Here is a 17,239-nt window from a genome sequence, read left to right as displayed (position 1 = left end):
CGACCGCTCGGCGCGCGGGCCGACCGTCCGGCGCGCCGGACCGACCGTTCACCGACTGCTCACCGACCGCTGAACGCACCGGACATACCGCCCGTCGTGCCGGGCGCACCGCTGGGCGAATGTCACCGACCGTAGCCTGCCCGGCCGTTCCCCCGCGGACCTACGGTGTGCCGCGACCCGAAACGGTCCTGTCCCCACCGCCCTGCCGTTCCTCGATGAGGAGGGAATCCGCAGATGAGCACTTCTGCGCCCGCGCCCACCATTGCCGACCCCGGCCCGCTCGGGCTGGCCGGCTTCGCCGCCACCACGTTCGTCCTCAGCTCCTTCAACGCCAACCTGATCGACGCGAGCCTGGAAGCCGTCGTGCTGCCGCTCGCGCTCTTCTACGGCGGGCTGGTCCAGCTGCTGGCCGGCATGTGGGAATTCCGCAAGGGCAACACCTTCGGGGCGACCGCCTTCTGCTCCTACGGCGCCTTCTGGCTGTCCTACGCCGGGTACGCGAAGTTCGTCGCGGGCGGCCTGCCCGCAGACACCGCGCACCAGGCGACCGGGCTCTTCCTGCTCATCTGGGCGATATTCACCGTCTACATGACCGTGGCCGCGCTGCGCACCAACGGCGCCCTGCTCGCCGTCTTCGTCGCGCTGTCCGCCACCTTCATCCTGCTGACCGTCGCGGAGTTCGCCGAGTCGTCGGGCATCACCAAGGTCGGCGGCTGGCTCGGCCTGGTCACCGCCGTCCTCGCCTGGTACGCGTCCTTCGCCGTCGTCACCAACAGCACCTGGAAGCGCGGGGTGCTGCCGCTGTTCGCGGCGGCCGAGGGCGCGCAGGGCGGGCCGGTCGAGGGCGCGCACTGATGTCCGACGAGACACTGTCGAACCTGCTCAGGGAGGACCGGCGGTTCCCGCCGCCGGCCGCCCTGGCGGAGCACGCGAACGTCACGGCCGCGGCCTACGACGCGGCCGCCGCGGACGACGAGGCCTTCTGGGCCGAGCAGGCCGCGCGACTGGACTGGGCCGAGCCCTGGACCCAGGTGCTGGACTGGAGCCGCGCGCCCTTCGCCCGCTGGTTCACCGGCGGCCGGCTCAACGTCGCCGAGAACTGCCTGGACCGGCACGTGGCGGCCGGTCTCGGCGACCGCGTCGCCTTCCACTGGGAGGGCGAGCCCGGCGACACCCGCACCCTGACCTACGCGGGCCTGAAGGACGAGGTCTGCCGCGCCGCCAACGCGCTGCTGTCGCTCGGCGTGCAGGCCGGTGACCGGGTCGCGATCTACATGCCGATGATCCCCGAGACCGTGGTGGCGATGCTGGCCTGCGCCCGTATCGGCGCCCCCCACACGGTGGTCTTCGGCGGCTTCTCCGCCGAGGCGCTGGCCAGCCGCATCCTGGACTGCGACGCCCATGTGGTGATCACCGCCGACGGCGGCTACCGCAAGGGCGCCGCCTCCGCGCTCAAGCCCGCCGTGGACGAGGCCCTGGAGCAGTGCCCGGACGTGCACAGCGTGCTCGTCGTCCGGCGCACCGGCCAGGAGGTCGGCTGGACCGAGGGGCGCGACGCCTGGTGGCACGACCTGGTCGACGCGCAGTCCGCCGAGCACACCCCCGAGGCGTTCGACAGCGAACACCCGCTCTACATCATGTACACCTCGGGCACCACCGCCCGCCCCAAGGGCATCCTGCACACCACCGGCGGCTACCTCACCCAGGTCGCGTGGTCGCACTGGGCGGTCTTCGACATCAAGCCCGAACGGGACGTCTACTGGACGGCCGCCGACATCGGCTGGGTCACCGGGCACTCGTACATCGTCTACGGCCCGCTCGCCAACGCCACCACGTCCGTGCTGTACGAGGGCACCCCCGACTCCCCGCACCAGGGCCGCTGGTGGGAGATCGTGCAGAAGTACAAGGTGACGATCCTCTACTGCGCCCCCACCGCGATCCGCACCTTCATGAAGTGGGGCGACGCGATCCCGGCCGGCTACGACCTGACGTCGCTGCGGCTGCTCGGCTCGGTGGGCGAGCCCATCAACCCCGAGGCGTGGGTCTGGTACCGCAGGGCCATCGGCGGCGACCGCACCCCGGTCGTCGACACCTGGTGGCAGACCGAGACCGGCGCCCACATGATCAGCCCGCTGCCCGGCGCGAGCACCTGCAAGCCCGGCTCCGCGCTGCGGGCGCTGCCCGGGGTGTCCGCGGAGGTCGTGGACGACCGGGGCGAGCCGGTGCCCGACGGATCGGGCGGCTACCTGGTGCTCACCCGCCCGTGGCCGTCGATGCTGCGCACCATCTGGGGCGACGAGCAGCGCTACATCGACACCTACTGGTCGCGTTTCCCCGGCCGCTACTTCGCCGGTGACGGGGCCAAGAAGGACGAGGACGGCGACATCTGGCTGCTCGGCCGGGTGGACGACGTCATGAACGTCTCCGGCCACCGCATCTCCACCACCGAGGTCGAATCGGCCCTGGTGTCGCACCCGCTGGTCGCCGAGGCCGCCGTCGTCGGCGCCGCCGACGCGACGACCGGGCAGGGCATCGTCGCCTTCGTGATCCTGCGCGGCGACGCGGGGCCGGGCGCCGCGGACGACCCCGCGGCCGAACTGCGGGCGCACGTCGGCCGGGAGATCGGGCCGATCGCCCGGCCGCGGCAGATCCTGGTCGTCGCCGAACTGCCCAAGACCCGCTCCGGCAAGATCATGCGCCGCCTGCTCCGGGACATCGCGGAGAACCGCGAACTCGGTGACGTGACGACGCTGACCGACTCCTCAGTGATGGACGCCATCCGGGAGCGGCTGCCGGACACATCCGACGGCTCCTGACCCCTTCCCCGCGTCACCCGGGAGCCGTGGCCCCCCGGGCGGACCCGTACGGGGGCTCGCCCGGGGAAGAGGCGCGGGATGCCGGCCCGTTACGGGGGCGGGCCGGCCTCCCGCGCCTTCGCGCGTACCGCGTCAGCAGCCGATCGGCGAGGTGCCCACGGCGACGTCGTCGAACCACAGCGTGTCGTCACCGGTGCCGTAGCTCTCCCAGCCGAAGCGCAGCGCGGTGGGCCGCGGCGGCGTGGTGCGCGACAGCCACTGCTGGTCGATGTCCGCGGTCGGCACGCCGTCCACCCGCAGGCCCGCCACGTCCTGGTCGTTCAGCCAGGTCTCCAGGTCGGGCGAGGTGGTGCCGATGGCGAACCGCAGGCACTGCCAGCTGCCGGTCGGCAGCGGGGTGCTGAGCGCCACGCCCGCCGGGCTCTGCGCGGGCAGCGTCGCGTCGTCCGACTCGCGGTTCCACTGCAGGGCGCCGTTCTGGCCGCCGATCCGCAGCGCCTTCCCGGACTGCGAGGAGTCCGGCATCGAGATGAAGGCGACGTGCGCGGCCGGCAGCGCGGTGGTGTGCCGCACCCACATCCGCACGTAGACGCGCGGGCCGACCGAGGACAGGTCCTGGGTGCTCGCGACGAAGACGTGGTTGCAGTAGCCGGCGTGGCCTTCCACCCGGATCGAGCGGCTGCCGCTGTGCGCGACGGAGGTGTCGACGGTCGCGGTGCCGCTGCCCGAGCAGTCCGGCGCCGCGGTCGTCCACCCGCCGGACGGGGTGCTGCCGGTCTGGTCCTCGAAGCCCGAGCAGATCACCGCGCCCGAGCAGCCGGCCGGCGGTGCGGTGGTCGGCGGCGTGGTGGGCGGGGTCGTCGGGGGAGTGGTCGGAGGGGTCGTGGGCGGGGTGGTGGGGGGTGTCGTCGGCGGCGTGGTGGGCGGCTGGGTCGGCGGTGTGCCGTCGGCCGTGCACGCGGTGCCGTTGAAGGTGATCACCGTCGGCGACGGGTCGGCGGAGCTCCAGGTGCCCTGCACCCCGAAGTCGGCGTGGCCGTTCGCCGGGACCGACGCGTTGTAGCCGGCGTCCTTCGCGGTGACGGCCGCGCCGCTCTGCGAGACGGTGGCGTTCCAGCCCGAGGTGATGTGCTGGTCGCCCTGGTAGCTCCAGGTCGCGGTCCAGCCGTTGACGGCCGGGCCGAGGTTGGTGATCGAGATCTGCGCGGTGAAGCCGCCGGTCCACTCGTTGACGGTGTACGTCATCGAGCAGCCGGCCGCGGCGCCGTGGGCGGCGGGCAGTGCCACCAGGGCGGGCAGCAGCAGTGCGACCGCGGCCACCGGCCACAGCCACGGTCTGACGAGTAACCGACGCGAGGATGCGCGCACGGGGGACCTCCTGGACATGTGGGGGGATTCGCCGCTCGCCGGAGGACATCCGCGTGCCGGGAGAGCACCCGGATGCCGCATGGGAGCGCTCCCACACTATGGAAGGGGGCCAACACCCTGTCAATGCCGCGTGCGCGGGTGCCCGTCCCGCCGGACGGGCACCCGCGCACGCGGTCGGCCCCTGTTCCTCGCGCCCGTCAGCCCTTGCTGGACCCCAGCGACAGACCGGCGATGAACTGCTTCTGGAGGCAGATGTAGACCACCAGGGTCGGCACGGCGGCGATGAGCGCGGCCGCGGCGATCATGTTCTGGTTGCTGACGAACTGCCCCTGGAGGTTGGCCAGCGCCGAGGTCACCGGCCGCTTGTCGCCCGACGACATCAGGGTGATCGCCCAGAAGAAGTCGTTGTAGATCCAGGTGGTCAGCAGCGTCGCGAGCGCCGCGAGCGCCGGACGGCACAGCGGCAGCGTCAGCCGCCAGAAGCGCGTCCACAGCGAGGCGCCGTCCACCAGCGCGGCCTCGTACATCTCGTCGGGCACCGCGCGCATGTAGTTGCTCAGCACGAAGACGCAGAAGCCCAGCTGGAAGGCCACGTTGATGGCGACCAGGCCGAAGACCGAGTTGTACATCAGGCCGCTGTCGCTCAGGAAGTGCGGCAGCGTGATCTTCAGGTACATCCGGTACAGCGGGGTGATGATGACCTGCTGCGGCAGCAGGTTGCCGGCCGTGAACAGGATCAGCAGCGCGATGTTGACCTTGACGTTGATCTTGCTCAGCACGAAGGCCACGCCCGACGCCAGGGCCAGCACGATGATCACCGAGGGGACGGTGATCAGCACCGAGTTCCAGAAGAAGTGCAGCATGTCCGACTGGGTCCACGCGTCACTGAAGTTTTTCAACGTCAGGTGGTGCGGCATCGAGACATAGCCGTACTTGCGGGTGTCGGAGTACGGCCGGACCGCCACGTACAGCGCGAACGCGATCGGCAGCAGCCACAGCACGCAGGACACGATGAGGAAGACCTGCGAGGCCGCCTGGCCCCACGGCCGGGTCCTCCGGCGGCCGGGCGCGGACGGGCGGACCGCCTTGGCCGGCCGGGTGAGGGCTTCGGTCGTCATGGTGCTTCCTCCCGGCGGAACGTCTGGTAAAGGAACACCGAGATCGGCACCAGCGAGATGACCAGCAGCACGACACCCAGCGCGGATCCGAAGCCGACCCGCTGGGTCTCACCGACGATGTTCGAGGTGACCAGCACCGACAGCAGTTCGAGGCCGTTGATGCCCTTGTTGGTGATGTAGACCAGGTCGAAGGCGCGCAGCGACTCGATGACCGTGACCACCATGACCACGATATTGATCGGCTTCATGACCGGGAAGACCACCCGCCAGAAGGTCTGCCAGGCGTTGGCACCGTCCATCCGCGCGGCTTCGCGCAGCGTCGGGTCGACCGCCTTGAGCCCTGCCAGGTAGAGCACCATCACGTACCCGGCCTGCCGCCAGGTCGCCTCGACCAGCACCGCCCACAGGTTCAGATGCGGGTTTCCGAGCCAGTCGATGGCGTTGTCGTTGCCGTTGCGCCCGATGACGGTGTTGATCAGCCCGAAGTTCTGCGAGTAGATGAACTCCCAGATGATGCCGACCAGCGCGAGCGACAGCATCACCGGCAGGAACAGGATGCTCTGGTACATCCGGCTGCCCTTGATGCCGCGGTCGATGACCACGGCGAACAGCATGCCCAGTGGGGTCGCGATGAGCACGAAGACCGCCAGCCAGATGAGGTTGTGGCGGACCGCGGGCCAGAACTCCGGGTAGATCGTGGTGGCCTGGTGGTAGTTCTGGATGCCGTACCAGCAGCCGTTGTTGAGGATCGACGGCACATTCGGCTTGCACGTCTCGCTGTGCAGGCTGCCCACGCCGTTCCACTTGGTGAACGACAGCAGCACGGTGCCGATCGCCGGGAACCACACGAAGGCCAGGTCCAGCAGCAGCGGGATCCCCAGCAGCAGCGCGACCACCACGCGGTCGCGCCGGGTGAGTTTGCGGACGCCGCCGCGGCGGCGGCGCGGGGACGGGGCGGCGGCGGCCCCGTCCCGCACCGCTGCCGCGGTGTCCGCAGCGGACGTCTCGGTCATGAGGTGTAGATCGACTTCGCCTGGGCCTCGGCACTCTTCTGGAGGGTGGCGATGTTACCGGTGCTCGGGTCGTCGATGAACTTCTGGATGATCGAGATCATCGCGTTGGCCATCGCCGGGTCGGAGTCGCGGTCCATGAACTGGGCGACCGACTTGCACTTGCCGATGACCTCGACCGACTTCTTCTGGATGGCGTTGTACGTCGGCACCTGGAGGCCGTTGGCCAGGCCGACGTCCCACTGGTCGGTCTTGAGGTACGCGGCCTCGGCCGGGCCGGTGCCGATGTACTCCAGGATCGCCTTCGCGGCCTCGGGGTTCTTGGCCTTCTTGCTGAGCATGAAGCCGTCGGTGGGGGCGTCCATGTAGTCCTGGCCCCACTTGGGGTTCACCGAGGGGAAGGCGAAGAAGTCCAGGTCGTCCAGGTTGGCCTTGTCGGTCACGTACTGCGCGGCGACCTGGTTGGTGCCCTGGAACATCATGCCGGCCTGCTTGGTCTCCAGCGTCTTGGCCGCGTCCTGCCAGATCCGGCCGTTGGCGCCGGACTGGAGGTAGGGCATCAGCTCGGCCCAGTGCTGGAAGACGGTGGTGACGCCCGCGTCGGTCCACGGGATCTCGTGCTTCATCAGCTTGATGTGGTAGTCGTAGCCGTTGATGCGCATGTTGAGGATGTCGAAGGTCCCCAGCGCGGGCCAGCCGTCCTTGTCGCCGAAGGCGATCGGCACCAGGCCGTCCGTCTTCATCTTCTTGGCGAGCGCGATGTAGTCGTCCCACGTGGTGGGCACGGTGTAGCCGCGCTTGGTGAACTCGCTCTTGTTGTAGAAGACCACCCAGGGGTAGTTGTAGAGCGGCACCAGGTACTTCTTGCCGTCCAGGCCGGTGGACAGCTGCTTGGCGGAGTCGCTGAAGTTGCCGCCGATCTTGTCCCAGACGTCGTCGAGCGGCTGGGCGAGGCCCTGCGCCGCGAAGTACTGCATGCGGTAGCCGGCGAACCAGGTGAACAGGTCGTCCGGGGTGCCCTGCAGGTAGCTGGTGATGTTCTGCTGGAAGGTGTTGTGGTCGACCGTGTTGATCTTGACCTTCACCTGCGAGGACGCCGTGGCCGCGGCCGTGAGGGCGGCGAACGCGGTCTTGGCGGCCGGGTCGGAGTAGTTCGACCCGAAGGTGACGGTGCTGCCCGCGACCGGCTTGCCGGAGTCGCCGCTCTTGCTGCTGCTGTCGTCAGAGGAGTCGGAGCTGCTGCACGCCGTCAGCAGCCCGCCGGACACAGCCGCGAGCCCCGCGGCGCCGGCCACGCCCCTGAGCAGGTTCCTCCGCGTCGGGGACGGGCTGCTGCCCGCATCGGTACCCGACGTCTCGACGTCCGACATGGTGCCTCCATGTGTGTGTGGGCGCTTATAGGGGACTTGTGGGAGAGCTGAAGGCGAAATGCTGACGGAGCGGAGGCTCTCGCGGGTCCATAGGCCCGAGCCGTTTCCAACAGAAGTCACCAAGATGAAACGCCATCGCAACTGCAGGGTAGTTCTACGCCACATGCAGAAGGCCGTCAACGCCTAATTCCTGATGCGTTGCCGGACCGTGATGTCCCCAGGGTGTTGAAACATGTTCGCTTCGGTTGGCATTGCCGGCGCCGCACACGAGGGCCGCCGTACACCCCCTGCGGGGCCTACGGCGGCCTGCCCGTGACGTGTCCGGGTCCGGCGGGCTCCGGGGTGCCGGGACCCCCTCAGCCGCGCCGCTGCGGCGCCGCGGCCGGCCGCACCACGAGCAGGTCGGCGGTGCGGCTGCCGAGGGTGGTGCCGCCCTGGCCGAGGGTCACCGTCAGCCGCAGCCGGTCCGCCGTGCAGCCGGGAAGGACGAGGTAGCCGGTCGTGGAGGTCAGCGACGCGCCGGGGGCGAGGGTGACCGGGCGCGGCAGCGGGTCGATCACCGGGCAGCCCGCCGGGAGGCCCGGCGAGCCGTCGGAGAGGAAGCGCCCGTACCAGGTCTCGCCGACGGTCTGCGGCTGGCCGGTGCAGTTCGTCACGGTGAGGGACGCGGAGGAGGTGCCGCCGGGGGCCACCGAAGGAGGGGAGAAGGCGAGGTCGCCCGCCACCACCGCGGGGGTGCACACGGCAGGGGGAGCGGTGTCCGCGGCGGCCGGGCCGGTGGCGGCGAACACGGCGGCCGCGGCGAGGGCGGCGGCCGGCAGGGCGGGAAGTCTGCGCAGCATGACGGGTCCCTGACTCTCGGCGGGCGGGCGGGGCCGCCCGGTCGCGGAACTGACGGCTCCACCGTGCGGGCCGCCCGGCGGTGTTGGCAATGGCCGCGGCGGGCCGCGCGGGCGGCTCCGGCGCGAACCGGCCCGTCGGGCCGGGCACATGGGCGGTGGACCGGCGGGGCGGGTGGCCGACGTTCGTCCCCGCGATCTACGCGCGCCATAGAATAGGACGCGGCGGCCGGCGGCGGGCGCTGCGACCGCGGAGACCACACCCCGGTACCGTGATCCGATCCGTACCGGCCTACCGGCCTGAAAGGCTCACATGAAAGCTGAGATCGCGGTGTCCGCCGGTGCGCGGCACGCCCGGATCCTCGGAGTGGGCGCCTACCGCCCGCGCCGGATCGTCGACAACGACGAGGTGTGCGCGCACATCGACTCGACCGACGAGTGGATCCGCTCCAGGACCGGCATCGTCACCCGCCGCTGGGCCGGACCGGACGAGACCCTCGGTGTCATGGCCGAGCAGGCCGCGAGCAAGGCGATCGCGGCGGCCGGCATCACCCCCGCCGACATCGGCCTGGTGATCGCCGCGACCTTCACGCACCTGAAGCAGACGCCCGCGATCGCCACCGAGATCGGCCACCGGATCGGCGCGGTCGGCGCGGCCGGCTTCGACATCTCGGCGGGCTGCGCCGGGTTCGTGCACGGCCTCGCGCTCGCCGCCGACGCGGTGCGCTCCCGCGGCGGCCATGTGCTGGTCGTCGGCGTCGAGCGGATGACCGACATCCTCGACCTGACCGACCGCTCCACCGCGTTCATCTTCGGCGACGGCGCCGGGGCGTGCGTCGTCGGCCCCTCCGACACCCCCGGCATCGGCCCCGTGGTGTGGGGCGCGGACGGCTCGCAGGCCGACGCCATCACCCAGAGCGTGCCGTGGGACGCGCTGCGCACCGACCCGCAGCAGCCGTTCCCCGCGCTGCGCCAGGAGGGCCAGCGGGTCTTCCGCTGGGCGGTGTACGAGGTGTCGAAGGTCGCGGTGCGCGGGCTGGAGGCGGCCGGTCTGACCGTGGACGACCTCGACGCGTTCGTCCCGCACCAGGCCAACGAGCGCATCATCGACGCCATGACCCGCTCCATCGGTCTGCCCGCCCGGGTCGCCGTCGCCAAGGACATCGTCACCACCGGCAACACCTCGGGCGCGTCCATCCCGCTGGCCATGGACGCCCTGCTCGCCTCGGGCCGGGCCGTCTCCGGCGGCACCGCGCTGCTGCTCGGCTACGGCTCGGGCCTGTCCTACGCGGCCCTGGTCGCCGAACTGCCCTGACGGCGTAGGGGGGTACGGGGCGCCCGCCCCGTACCCCCCTACGTCTCAGCTCCCCGCCGCGACCGCGTCGAGCGCCGCCGTCAGCCGGGGACCGGCGAAGTCCCGTACCCACACCAGGTGCTCGCCGGCCGTGCCGCGGGGCACCACCTCGATCAGCATGATCAGGTAGAGGTAGCACCGGTAGAGCGCCAGCCGCACGCGCGCCGCGGCGTCGAACGAGGTGCGCCCGCCCGCCGCGCCGTATCCGGCGAGGAAGGCCGGGTCGTCCTCCAGGTGGCCGAAGAACAGCGACAGCGACGGGAAGTCCGCGAGCGGGTCGCCCCAGAACATCCGTTCGCCGTCGATCAGCCCGCCGACCGTGCGCTTCCCCGGTTCGCCGTCCAGCAGCACGTTGCCCGACCACAGGTCGAAGTGCACCAGCGCCGGCCGCGTCACCTCGGCCAGCGCTGGTGCGCCGCCCGCGAGGACCGCGCGGATCTGCGCGGCAGGGCGCGGCAGCCACGGGCCGTACTCCTCGGCGTCCGTCAGCAGCGCGTCCGTCATCGCGGCGAAGGCCTCCGGCCAGCCCGCGGCGAACGGCGCGACGCGCTGCGCCGGGTAGCCGAAGCCGTCGCCGCCCCGCACCGTGTGCAGCCGGCCCACCAGGCCGCCCAGTTCGGTCAGCAGCCGCTCGTGCTCCTCGGGCGCCATCGCCTCGGCGACCTCGTTCCACGGCACGCCGGGGGAGTGCGTCATCACCAGGAAGGGCGCGGCGCCGGTGCCCTCGCGCCACTCGCTGTGCACCACGCGCGGCGCGGAGACACCCGCCGCGGCGGCCCGCTCGTAGAAGAGGGCCTCGCCGCACAGCAGTTCCGCCTCGTAGCGCAGCCGCGGGGTACCCTCGGGCGGCGGCACCTTCAGCACCAGCCGGTCGCCGCCGGTCAGGCCGACCGAGAAGAGCGCGTTGTACGAGCCGCCGGGTATCCGCTCGCGCGAGGCGACCTGCCCCGCTCCGATCCCGGCGCGGGCCAGCAGCCCGTCCACCGCCTCGTCCGTCACCGTGTGCGCGGCCGCCATGTGGCCCCCTCCTTCGTCGCCGAGGGAACCTTACGGCGGTCCGCGCCGCCGCAGGCACACAGCCCCTCCCGGCCGGGGCGTTCCGCCGCCCGGGTGCTTGTGGCGCCGTGGGCGATTGGTCACCGTATCGGCGGGAACGTCAGATGAACGCCAGGATCGGGGCGCAGGGGGCGACGCGGACGGAGGACCGGAGCGGATGAGCCAGCAGACCACCGAGCCGCGGCCCGATGACCCGGGCGATCCCGGCGGGCCGGCTCCCGGGCCCGCCCCCGCGTCCGGGAAGCCGGCGCGCCCCCGCAGGCGGCTGCTGCCGTGGAAGCACCGGCGCGACCTGACGCCCGGCCAGCTGCGCCGCCGCAGGCTCGTCACCCGCGGCCTGACCGGGACGTGCCTGGTCTGCACCGGCTGGCTCGGCTGGTCCGTCGGCCACGCCCTCACCTATCCCGGCAAGGACAGCACCACCGCCCGGCTCGCGGAGTGGGCGCGCGACCACGAACTCGGCTTCGTCGTCGACCGGCTGGAGGACGTGCAGTACCGCATGCACCCGCCCAAGGTCGGCGGCGACCTGCCCGCCGACGCGCTGGCCCGGATGCGGGCCACGCAGCCGGCCGTACCCACTCCGGCGCACCTGCCCGCCCAGCCCCTCGTCCCGCTGCGCGCCCCGATGCGGCCGCCGGTCGGCCCGGCGCTGCCCGGCGAGGGCGTCTACCGCACCCTCGCCACCGCCCGCGGCGAGCCGATCGTGCAGGGCACCTACGTCCGGCCGGACGCCGAGCACACCTCGTACGAGGCGGCCGTCGCCTGGATCAGCGGCAAGCACAGCCGCTTCCAGCTGCATCCGGGCTTCCGCGAGCCCGGCGGCACCTTCGACGTGCCGCCCACCGTCCCCGAGGGGCAGCGCACCGGCCTGGTCGCCACCTGGAACGGCGGCTTCCGCATCACCGACGGCGGCTCGCGCGGCGGCTTCTACCTCGACGGCCGCACCGCGGGCGAGCTGCGCGACGGCGCCGCCTCCGAGGTCTTCTACCGCGACGGCAGCATGCGCATCGGCGTCTGGGGCCGCGACGTGACGATGACGCCCGAGGTCGTCGGCGTGCGCCAGTGCCTGGAGCTGATGGTCGACGACGGCCGCGTCGTCCCGGACATCGGCGACGACTCCAAGTGGGGCGTCAGCGACCAGAGCCGGATGTTCGTCCCCCGCTCCGGCGTCGGCGTCACCGCCGAGGGCGACATCGTCATGGTCGTCGGCCAGGCCCTCTCCGCCCGCACCCTCGCCGAACTGATGCAGCGCGCCGGCGCGGTCCGCGCGATGCCCCTCGACATGAACCGCGCCTGGCCCTCCTTCATGTCCTACGACGGCACCCGCACCCCATCGAACCCGAAACCCACCAACATCCTCGACTTCGAGGACCCCCCGGACCGCTACTACACCCAGGCCACCCGCGACTTCGTCGCCGTCTACGCCCGCTGACTCCGGCCGCTGACTCCGCCCGCCGCTCACGGCTGCCGGAAGCGCGTCCGCCCGGAACCGTGTCCGCCCCGGGCGCGTCCGGCAAGGGTGTGACGTCCCGTTCCGAGCGCCTGACCCACGCCGCCTGGGTGGCTGCCGGGCTTTTCGGCGCCGCAGTGGAATACACCGCGTGGAATCTGTCCGTGCGCGCCCGCAGGTACTGCGACGCCGGCATCGACGCGGGCGGCGGCTTCCAGATGAGTTTCCTGCAGCCCTTCGTGGTGGGCGCCGGGGTGGTCCTCGGCGCCGTCATGTGCCAGGCCGGGCTGCTGCTCGCCCGGCGGGCACCGGTCGCGGTACGGGCCGCCGTGGCGGTGCTGCTCGTCGTTGCCGTGACGCCGCTGCCGGGGTGGTGGTTCTTCGCGCACTACGGCACGCTCGACGGCTACCCCGGCGACTCCGGGCTCTGCCCGTCGAGCAACGTCCCGCCGTGGTGGCCGGACTGGATACCGGCCTGACGCGCCGTCGGCGGCCCCCCGCTCACGGCGTCACGATCGCGAAGTCCGGGTCCGGGTCGGTGAGGTGGGTCAGGAGGTCGGTGAGGGCGGTGAGGTCGCCGGTCACCGTCACGGACTCGCGGGCGGGGAGGTCGGCGGGGGAGAGGGTGCCCAGGAGGAGGGCGCGCAGGTCGGGTTCGGGGAGGGTGATCTCCAGCCGGGGGGCGGGGGCGGCCGGGCCGGTGGCGGGGGTGCGGGTCAGGACGCCGTTGTGCAGGTGCAGGGTCACCGGGTCGTGGCCCTCGACGTTCCAGCGGACGGCGATGTCGGCGTCCCACGCGCGGGGGCCGTCGACGCGGATGGCGAGGGCGTCGAAGAGCTGGTGCGGCGTCAGGGCGGCGAGCAGGTCGGGGGCGGCGGCGACGGTGGGCGTGCCCACGGCGCCGTGCCGCAGTTCCAGCGCGCCGGTGAGGTAGAAGTTGCGCCAGGTGCCGTTCTCGCTGCCGTAGCCGAGCTGCTCGAAGGCGTCCGCCTGGAGCTCGCGCGCGGCGGCGTGGTCCGGCTCGGCGAACAGCACATGGCCCACGACCTGGACGACCCAGCGCAGGTCCCCGTCGGCGAAGGACTGCCGGGCGCGCCGCACGACCTCGTCGGCGCCGCCCATGAAGTCCACGTAGCGGCGTGCGGCCTCGGCCGGGGGGTGCTCCCACAGATGGGCCGGGTTGCCGTCGAACCAGCCGAGGTAGAGCTGGTAGACCGCCTTGGTGTTGTGGCTGACCGAGCCGTAGTAGCCGTGCGTGTGCCAGGCCCGCTCCAGCGCGGGCGGCAGCTGCATCTGCTCGGCGATCTCCGAGCCGGTCAGGCCCTGGTTGAGCATCCGCAGCGTCTGGTCGTGCAGGTACGCGTACAGGTCGCGCTGCTCGCCCAGGAAGCGGACGAGCCGCTCGCGCCCCCACACCGGCCAGTGGTGCGAGGCGAAGGCGACGTCGGTGGAGGCGGCGAACAGGTCGATCGCGTCGGTGAGGTAGGCCGCCCACACCCGCGGGTCGCGCACCACGGCGCCGCGCAGCGTCAGCAGGTTGTGCAGGTTGTGGGTGGCGTTCTCGGCCATGCACAGCGCGGAGCGGTCCGGGAAGTGGATGTTCAGCTCGGCGGGCGCCTCGGTGCCCGGGGTGAGCTGGAAGACCATCCGGATGCCGTCCACGGTCTCGGTCTGCCCGGTGCGGGTGACGTCCAGCGTCGGCGGGATCAGGCCGACCGAGCCGGTGGAGGTCGTCTGGCCCAGGCCCGTGCCGATCTGGCCGCGCTCCCCCCTGGGCAGCGCGGCCCCGTACATGTAGGCGGCCCGGCGGCCCATGGCGGTGCCGGCGTAGACGTTCTCGCTGACGGCGTGCTCCAGGAAGCCCTCGGGCGCGAGCACCGGGACACCGCCGCGCACGTCCTCCTCGCTCACCACCCCGCGCACCCCGCCGAAGTGGTCGACGTGGCTGTGGGTGTAGAGCACGCCGGTGACCGGCCGGTCGCCGCGGTGCTCCCGGTAGAGGGCGAGGGCCGCGGCGGCGGTCTCGGCGGAGATCAGCGGGTCGATCACCAGCACCCCGCGCTCGCCCTCGACGACCGTCATGTTGGACAGGTCGAAGCCGCGGATCTGGTAGATGCCCTCGGTGACCTCGAACAGCCCGTGCAGCGCGCACAGCCTGCCCTGCCGCCACAGGCTGGGGTTGGCGGTGTCGGGGCAGTCGTCCCCGAGGAAGCCGTACGCGTCCAGGTCCCACACCGGCCGCCCGGCGCCGTCCCGGACGGCCGGGTCGGCCGTGGAGCCCAGGAAGCCCCGCTCGGCGTCGTCGAAGTCCTGGGCGTCGCGGAACGGGAAGCGCTCGCCCACCGCGCGGTTGGCCTCGGCGACCGCCGGGTGCGCGGGCTTGGCGTCATGGCTGCTGCGGGACGTCTCCGGCACGGTGCTCTCCCTCGCTCGCGGCCCCCGGCCCTGCAAGCCTTCCGCCCCGGCCCCGCGGCCACGACCGGGGCTGCGCCGTCCGTGGGCGCGCCACGGCCAGGACCGGGTTTGACGTGCGGGAATCGGCCGTGCATGATTCCACTACTTGAGTAGTGGAATGAAAGGTGCGGCGGTGACGTTCGCCTTCCGGATCGACCGGCACAGCGGGGTCGCCAGCTATCTGCAGATCGTCCAGCAGGTGCAGCAGGCGCTCCGGCTGGGCCTGCTGGCACCGGGCGACCGGCTCCCCACCGCGCAGGCGGTGGTCGAGGCGACCGCGCTGAACCCCAACACCGTACTCAAGGCCTACCGCGAGCTGGAGGCCCAGGGCCTGGTCGAGTCCCGGCGCAGGCACGGGACCTTCGTGACCGGCACCCTCGGCGCCTCCGCCGCCGACTCGCCCGTACGGGACGACCTCGCGCAGGCGGTCACCCGCGCCCGCGCGGCCGGACTCGAACGCGACGACGTCGCCGCGCTCTTCGCCGCCGTGCTCGACGATCTCTACCCCCGGAAAGAACCCGATGTTGTCCTCCCCGAGCAGCACTGACACCGCCCTCACCGTCCGCGGCGTCACCCGGCGGCACCGGCGCTCCGGCCCGGACGTCCTGGCCGGCTGCGCCTTCAGCCTCCCCGCCGGGGCCGTCTGCGCCCTCGTCGGCCCCAACGGCGCCGGCAAGACGACCCTGCTGGAACTGGCCGCCGGCCTCCAGCGGCCCACCTCCGGCGAGGTCGAGGTCTTCGGCGGGCCCGCGGCGGCCGGCCACCCGCGGGTCGCGTACCTGGCCCAGGACCGCCCCCTGCCCCCGCGGCTCACCGTCGCCCAGACGCTGCGCTACGGCGCCCGCGCCAACCCCGCCGGATGGGACGCGGAGCTGGCCGCGCGTGCCGGGACCGACCGCTTCCGCCGCCGCGACCGCATCCGCGACCTCTCCGGCGGCCAGCGCACCCGGATCGCCCTGGCGCTGGCCCTGGGCAAGGGCGCCGACCTGCTGCTGCTCGACGAGCCGACCGCCGACCTCGACCCGCTCGCCCGGCAGGAGCTGATGGGCCTGGTGCTGGCGCACGCCGCCAAAACGGGCGCCACCGTGGTGATGTCCTCGCACATCGTCTCCGAGCTGGCCGACGCCTGCGACCACCTGCTGCTGCTCGACGCCGGGCGGGCCCGGCTCGCGGGCGGCATCGACGACCTCCTCGCCGCCCACGCCGTCGTGACCTTCCCCGGCGGCGCCGACCGGCTGGCCGGTCACACCGTCGTCGAGTCCCGCCCCGCAGGGCGCGGCACCAGCGCCCTGATCCGCCCGGCCGCCCCGCTGCCCGCCGACTGGGAGGTGCGGCCCCCGTCGCTGGAGGAGCTGGTGCTCGCCCACCTCGCGCTCCCCGCCGCACCGCCCGCCGGGCCGGGCGTCCCCGACCTCGCCCTCACCCCGGAGCCCGCCGTCACCCCGCACAAGGGCGGCCCGGAGAACACGGAGCACGCCGCATGACCACCGCCACCGCCGGCCCCCGGCCCCTGGCCGGGTCCCGCCCGGCCCTGCGGGACCGGCTGCCGCTCACCCGCATCGTCGCCCGGCAGCTGCGCCTGCCCGCCCTGCTGCTGTTCCTGTGCGCGCTCCCCACCGCCGCCGTGTTCGTCGCCCGCTACCGGCAGTGGTCGCACGCCGAGGACACCCGCGCGCACTTCGGCGCCTACGCTTACCACTTCGGACGGCACCCCTACGACGCCCACACCATGACCGAGCGGCTGCTCGCGGACGGGACGCGGATCGTCTTCCTGCCCGCCCTGGCCGCCGCCGTGATCGCCGCCGTCGTGACCGCGCGCGAGTGGGAGTCGCGCCGCTTCGCCCTCACCCTGAGCCAGTCGGTCACCCCGGCCCGCTGGTTCACCGCCCGCTGGTCGGGCCTGGCGGTGCTGCTCGGCGGGCTGCTGATCCCGCTGGTGGTCCTCTACCGGGTCGACGTCGTGCACGCCGTGCACGCCGACCTGCTGACCCAGGGCATCGACCGGCAGACCGCGTACCTCACCATCGGCCCGGTCACCGTCGCCTATGTGCTGCTGGGGATCGCGGCCGGGGCGCTGGCCGGCATGCTGCTGCGCCGCACCCTGCCCGCCGCCGTCGCCGCCCCCGCGCTGACCTGGCTGCTGGCCGCGCTGCTGGTACGCTCCCGGGCCGCGCTGCTGCTGGACTTCCCGGCCTGGTCGAAGGTCCACGGCTTCCACCCCGGGGGAGTCCTGGGCCTCCAGTTCTACGACGTGCTGCCGCAGGACTCCTACGTCGTCGACGCGCTGGACACCGGCGACTACTGGCCCTACCAGCTCGCCCAGACCGCCCTCGTCCTGGGGCTCGCCGCCCTGCTCGTGCTGGCCGCGCTGCGCCTGCTGCACCGCCGCGTCGCACGGCCCTGA

Annotated in this window: 15 protein-coding genes; 8 read left to right on the top strand and 7 right to left on the bottom strand. The window is 72.8% G+C overall.

Annotated elements, in window-relative coordinates; all coding sequences use genetic code 11:
- Nucleotides 1-234 precede the first annotated feature (234 nt).
- Both ACWERV_RS03990 and acs read left to right on the top strand, forming a co-directional pair.
- Nucleotides 235-855 (top strand): acetate uptake transporter, encoded by a 621-nt coding sequence (locus ACWERV_RS03990; RefSeq protein ID WP_398190588.1) that lies wholly within the window; start codon nucleotides 235-237, stop codon nucleotides 853-855.
- Complete coding sequence (gene acs, locus ACWERV_RS03985) at nucleotides 855-2,816, top strand: acetate--CoA ligase (protein WP_452928394.1); 1,962 nt, start codon at nucleotides 855-857, stop codon at nucleotides 2,814-2,816. Before ACWERV_RS03990 ends, acs begins: the two co-directional genes overlap by 1 nt.
- A gap of 132 nt (nucleotides 2,817-2,948) precedes the next feature.
- On the opposite strand, the gene ACWERV_RS03980 is transcribed toward acs, so the two are convergent.
- The 5 genes from ACWERV_RS03980 to ACWERV_RS03960 all read right to left on the bottom strand — a co-directional run bounded on the left by ACWERV_RS03980 (nucleotide 2,949) and on the right by ACWERV_RS03960 (nucleotide 8,524).
- Nucleotides 2,949-4,184: a cellulose binding domain-containing protein gene (locus ACWERV_RS03980; RefSeq protein ID WP_452928392.1), complete on the bottom strand. Its 1,236-nt coding sequence runs from the start codon at nucleotides 4,182-4,184 to the stop codon at nucleotides 2,949-2,951.
- A gap of 197 nt (nucleotides 4,185-4,381) precedes the next feature.
- On the bottom strand, nucleotides 4,382-5,302 hold the full coding sequence (locus ACWERV_RS03975) for a carbohydrate ABC transporter permease (protein ID WP_452928389.1): 921 nt from the start codon (nucleotides 5,300-5,302) through the stop codon (nucleotides 4,382-4,384).
- A complete protein-coding gene (locus ACWERV_RS03970; RefSeq protein WP_398190576.1) occupies nucleotides 5,299-6,315 on the bottom strand; it encodes a carbohydrate ABC transporter permease in 1,017 nt (338 codons plus the stop codon). Before ACWERV_RS03970 ends, ACWERV_RS03975 begins: the two co-directional genes overlap by 4 nt.
- The gene (locus tag ACWERV_RS03965) at nucleotides 6,312-7,682 is read right to left on the bottom strand and encodes an ABC transporter substrate-binding protein (protein ID WP_398190573.1); all 1,371 of its coding nucleotides are present in this window, start codon (nucleotides 7,680-7,682) and stop codon (nucleotides 6,312-6,314) included. The genes ACWERV_RS03970 and ACWERV_RS03965 overlap by 4 nt, the downstream gene beginning before the upstream one ends.
- Nucleotides 7,683-8,038: 356 nt before the next feature.
- On the bottom strand, nucleotides 8,039-8,524 hold the full coding sequence (locus tag ACWERV_RS03960; RefSeq protein ID WP_452928386.1) for a hypothetical protein: 486 nt from the start codon (nucleotides 8,522-8,524) through the stop codon (nucleotides 8,039-8,041).
- A 310-nt stretch (nucleotides 8,525-8,834) separates the two neighbouring features.
- Between ACWERV_RS03960 and ACWERV_RS03955 the strand changes: the two genes are divergently transcribed.
- Entirely contained in the window at nucleotides 8,835-9,836 is a 1,002-nt protein-coding gene (locus ACWERV_RS03955) for a beta-ketoacyl-ACP synthase III (protein WP_398190567.1), read from the top strand.
- Nucleotides 9,837-9,881: 45 nt separating this feature from the next.
- On the opposite strand, the gene ACWERV_RS03950 is transcribed toward ACWERV_RS03955, so the two are convergent.
- Entirely contained in the window at nucleotides 9,882-10,892 is a 1,011-nt protein-coding gene (locus ACWERV_RS03950; protein WP_452928383.1) for a phosphotransferase family protein, read from the bottom strand.
- Between the two features lie 196 nt (nucleotides 10,893-11,088).
- On the opposite strand from ACWERV_RS03950, the gene ACWERV_RS03945 reads away from it, so the two are divergent.
- Together ACWERV_RS03945 and ACWERV_RS03940 are read left to right on the top strand one after the other, a co-directional pair.
- Nucleotides 11,089-12,363, top strand: coding sequence for a phosphodiester glycosidase family protein (locus ACWERV_RS03945; protein WP_452928381.1), 1,275 nt, complete (start codon nucleotides 11,089-11,091; stop codon nucleotides 12,361-12,363).
- Nucleotides 12,364-12,545: 182 nt separating this feature from the next.
- Entirely contained in the window at nucleotides 12,546-12,860 is a 315-nt protein-coding gene (locus tag ACWERV_RS03940; protein ID WP_452928378.1) for a hypothetical protein, read from the top strand.
- A 22-nt stretch (nucleotides 12,861-12,882) separates the two neighbouring features.
- Here the strand turns inward: ACWERV_RS03940 and ACWERV_RS03935 are convergent, their stop codons facing one another.
- Entirely contained in the window at nucleotides 12,883-14,796 is a 1,914-nt protein-coding gene (locus ACWERV_RS03935) for an alkyl/aryl-sulfatase (protein WP_452928375.1), read from the bottom strand.
- Between the two features lie 172 nt (nucleotides 14,797-14,968).
- On the opposite strand from ACWERV_RS03935, the gene ACWERV_RS03930 reads away from it, so the two are divergent.
- Genes ACWERV_RS03930 through ACWERV_RS03920 form a run of 3 tightly spaced genes read left to right on the top strand, consistent with a single transcriptional unit; the run spans nucleotide 14,969 to nucleotide 17,239 of the window.
- A complete protein-coding gene (locus ACWERV_RS03930) occupies nucleotides 14,969-15,382 on the top strand; it encodes a GntR family transcriptional regulator (protein ID WP_452928372.1) in 414 nt (137 codons plus the stop codon).
- Complete coding sequence (locus ACWERV_RS03925; RefSeq protein WP_452928369.1) at nucleotides 15,357-16,319, top strand: ABC transporter ATP-binding protein; 963 nt, start codon at nucleotides 15,357-15,359, stop codon at nucleotides 16,317-16,319. The genes ACWERV_RS03930 and ACWERV_RS03925 overlap by 26 nt, the downstream gene beginning before the upstream one ends.
- Complete coding sequence (locus ACWERV_RS03920; protein ID WP_452928367.1) at nucleotides 16,316-17,239, top strand: hypothetical protein; 924 nt, start codon at nucleotides 16,316-16,318, stop codon at nucleotides 17,237-17,239. The genes ACWERV_RS03925 and ACWERV_RS03920 overlap by 4 nt, the downstream gene beginning before the upstream one ends.

It is taken from the genome of Streptomyces sp. NPDC004031 (assembly GCF_053604375.1).
Note: the sequence above shows the minus strand (reverse complement) of the source record. Positions and strands in the feature narration are given on the sequence as shown.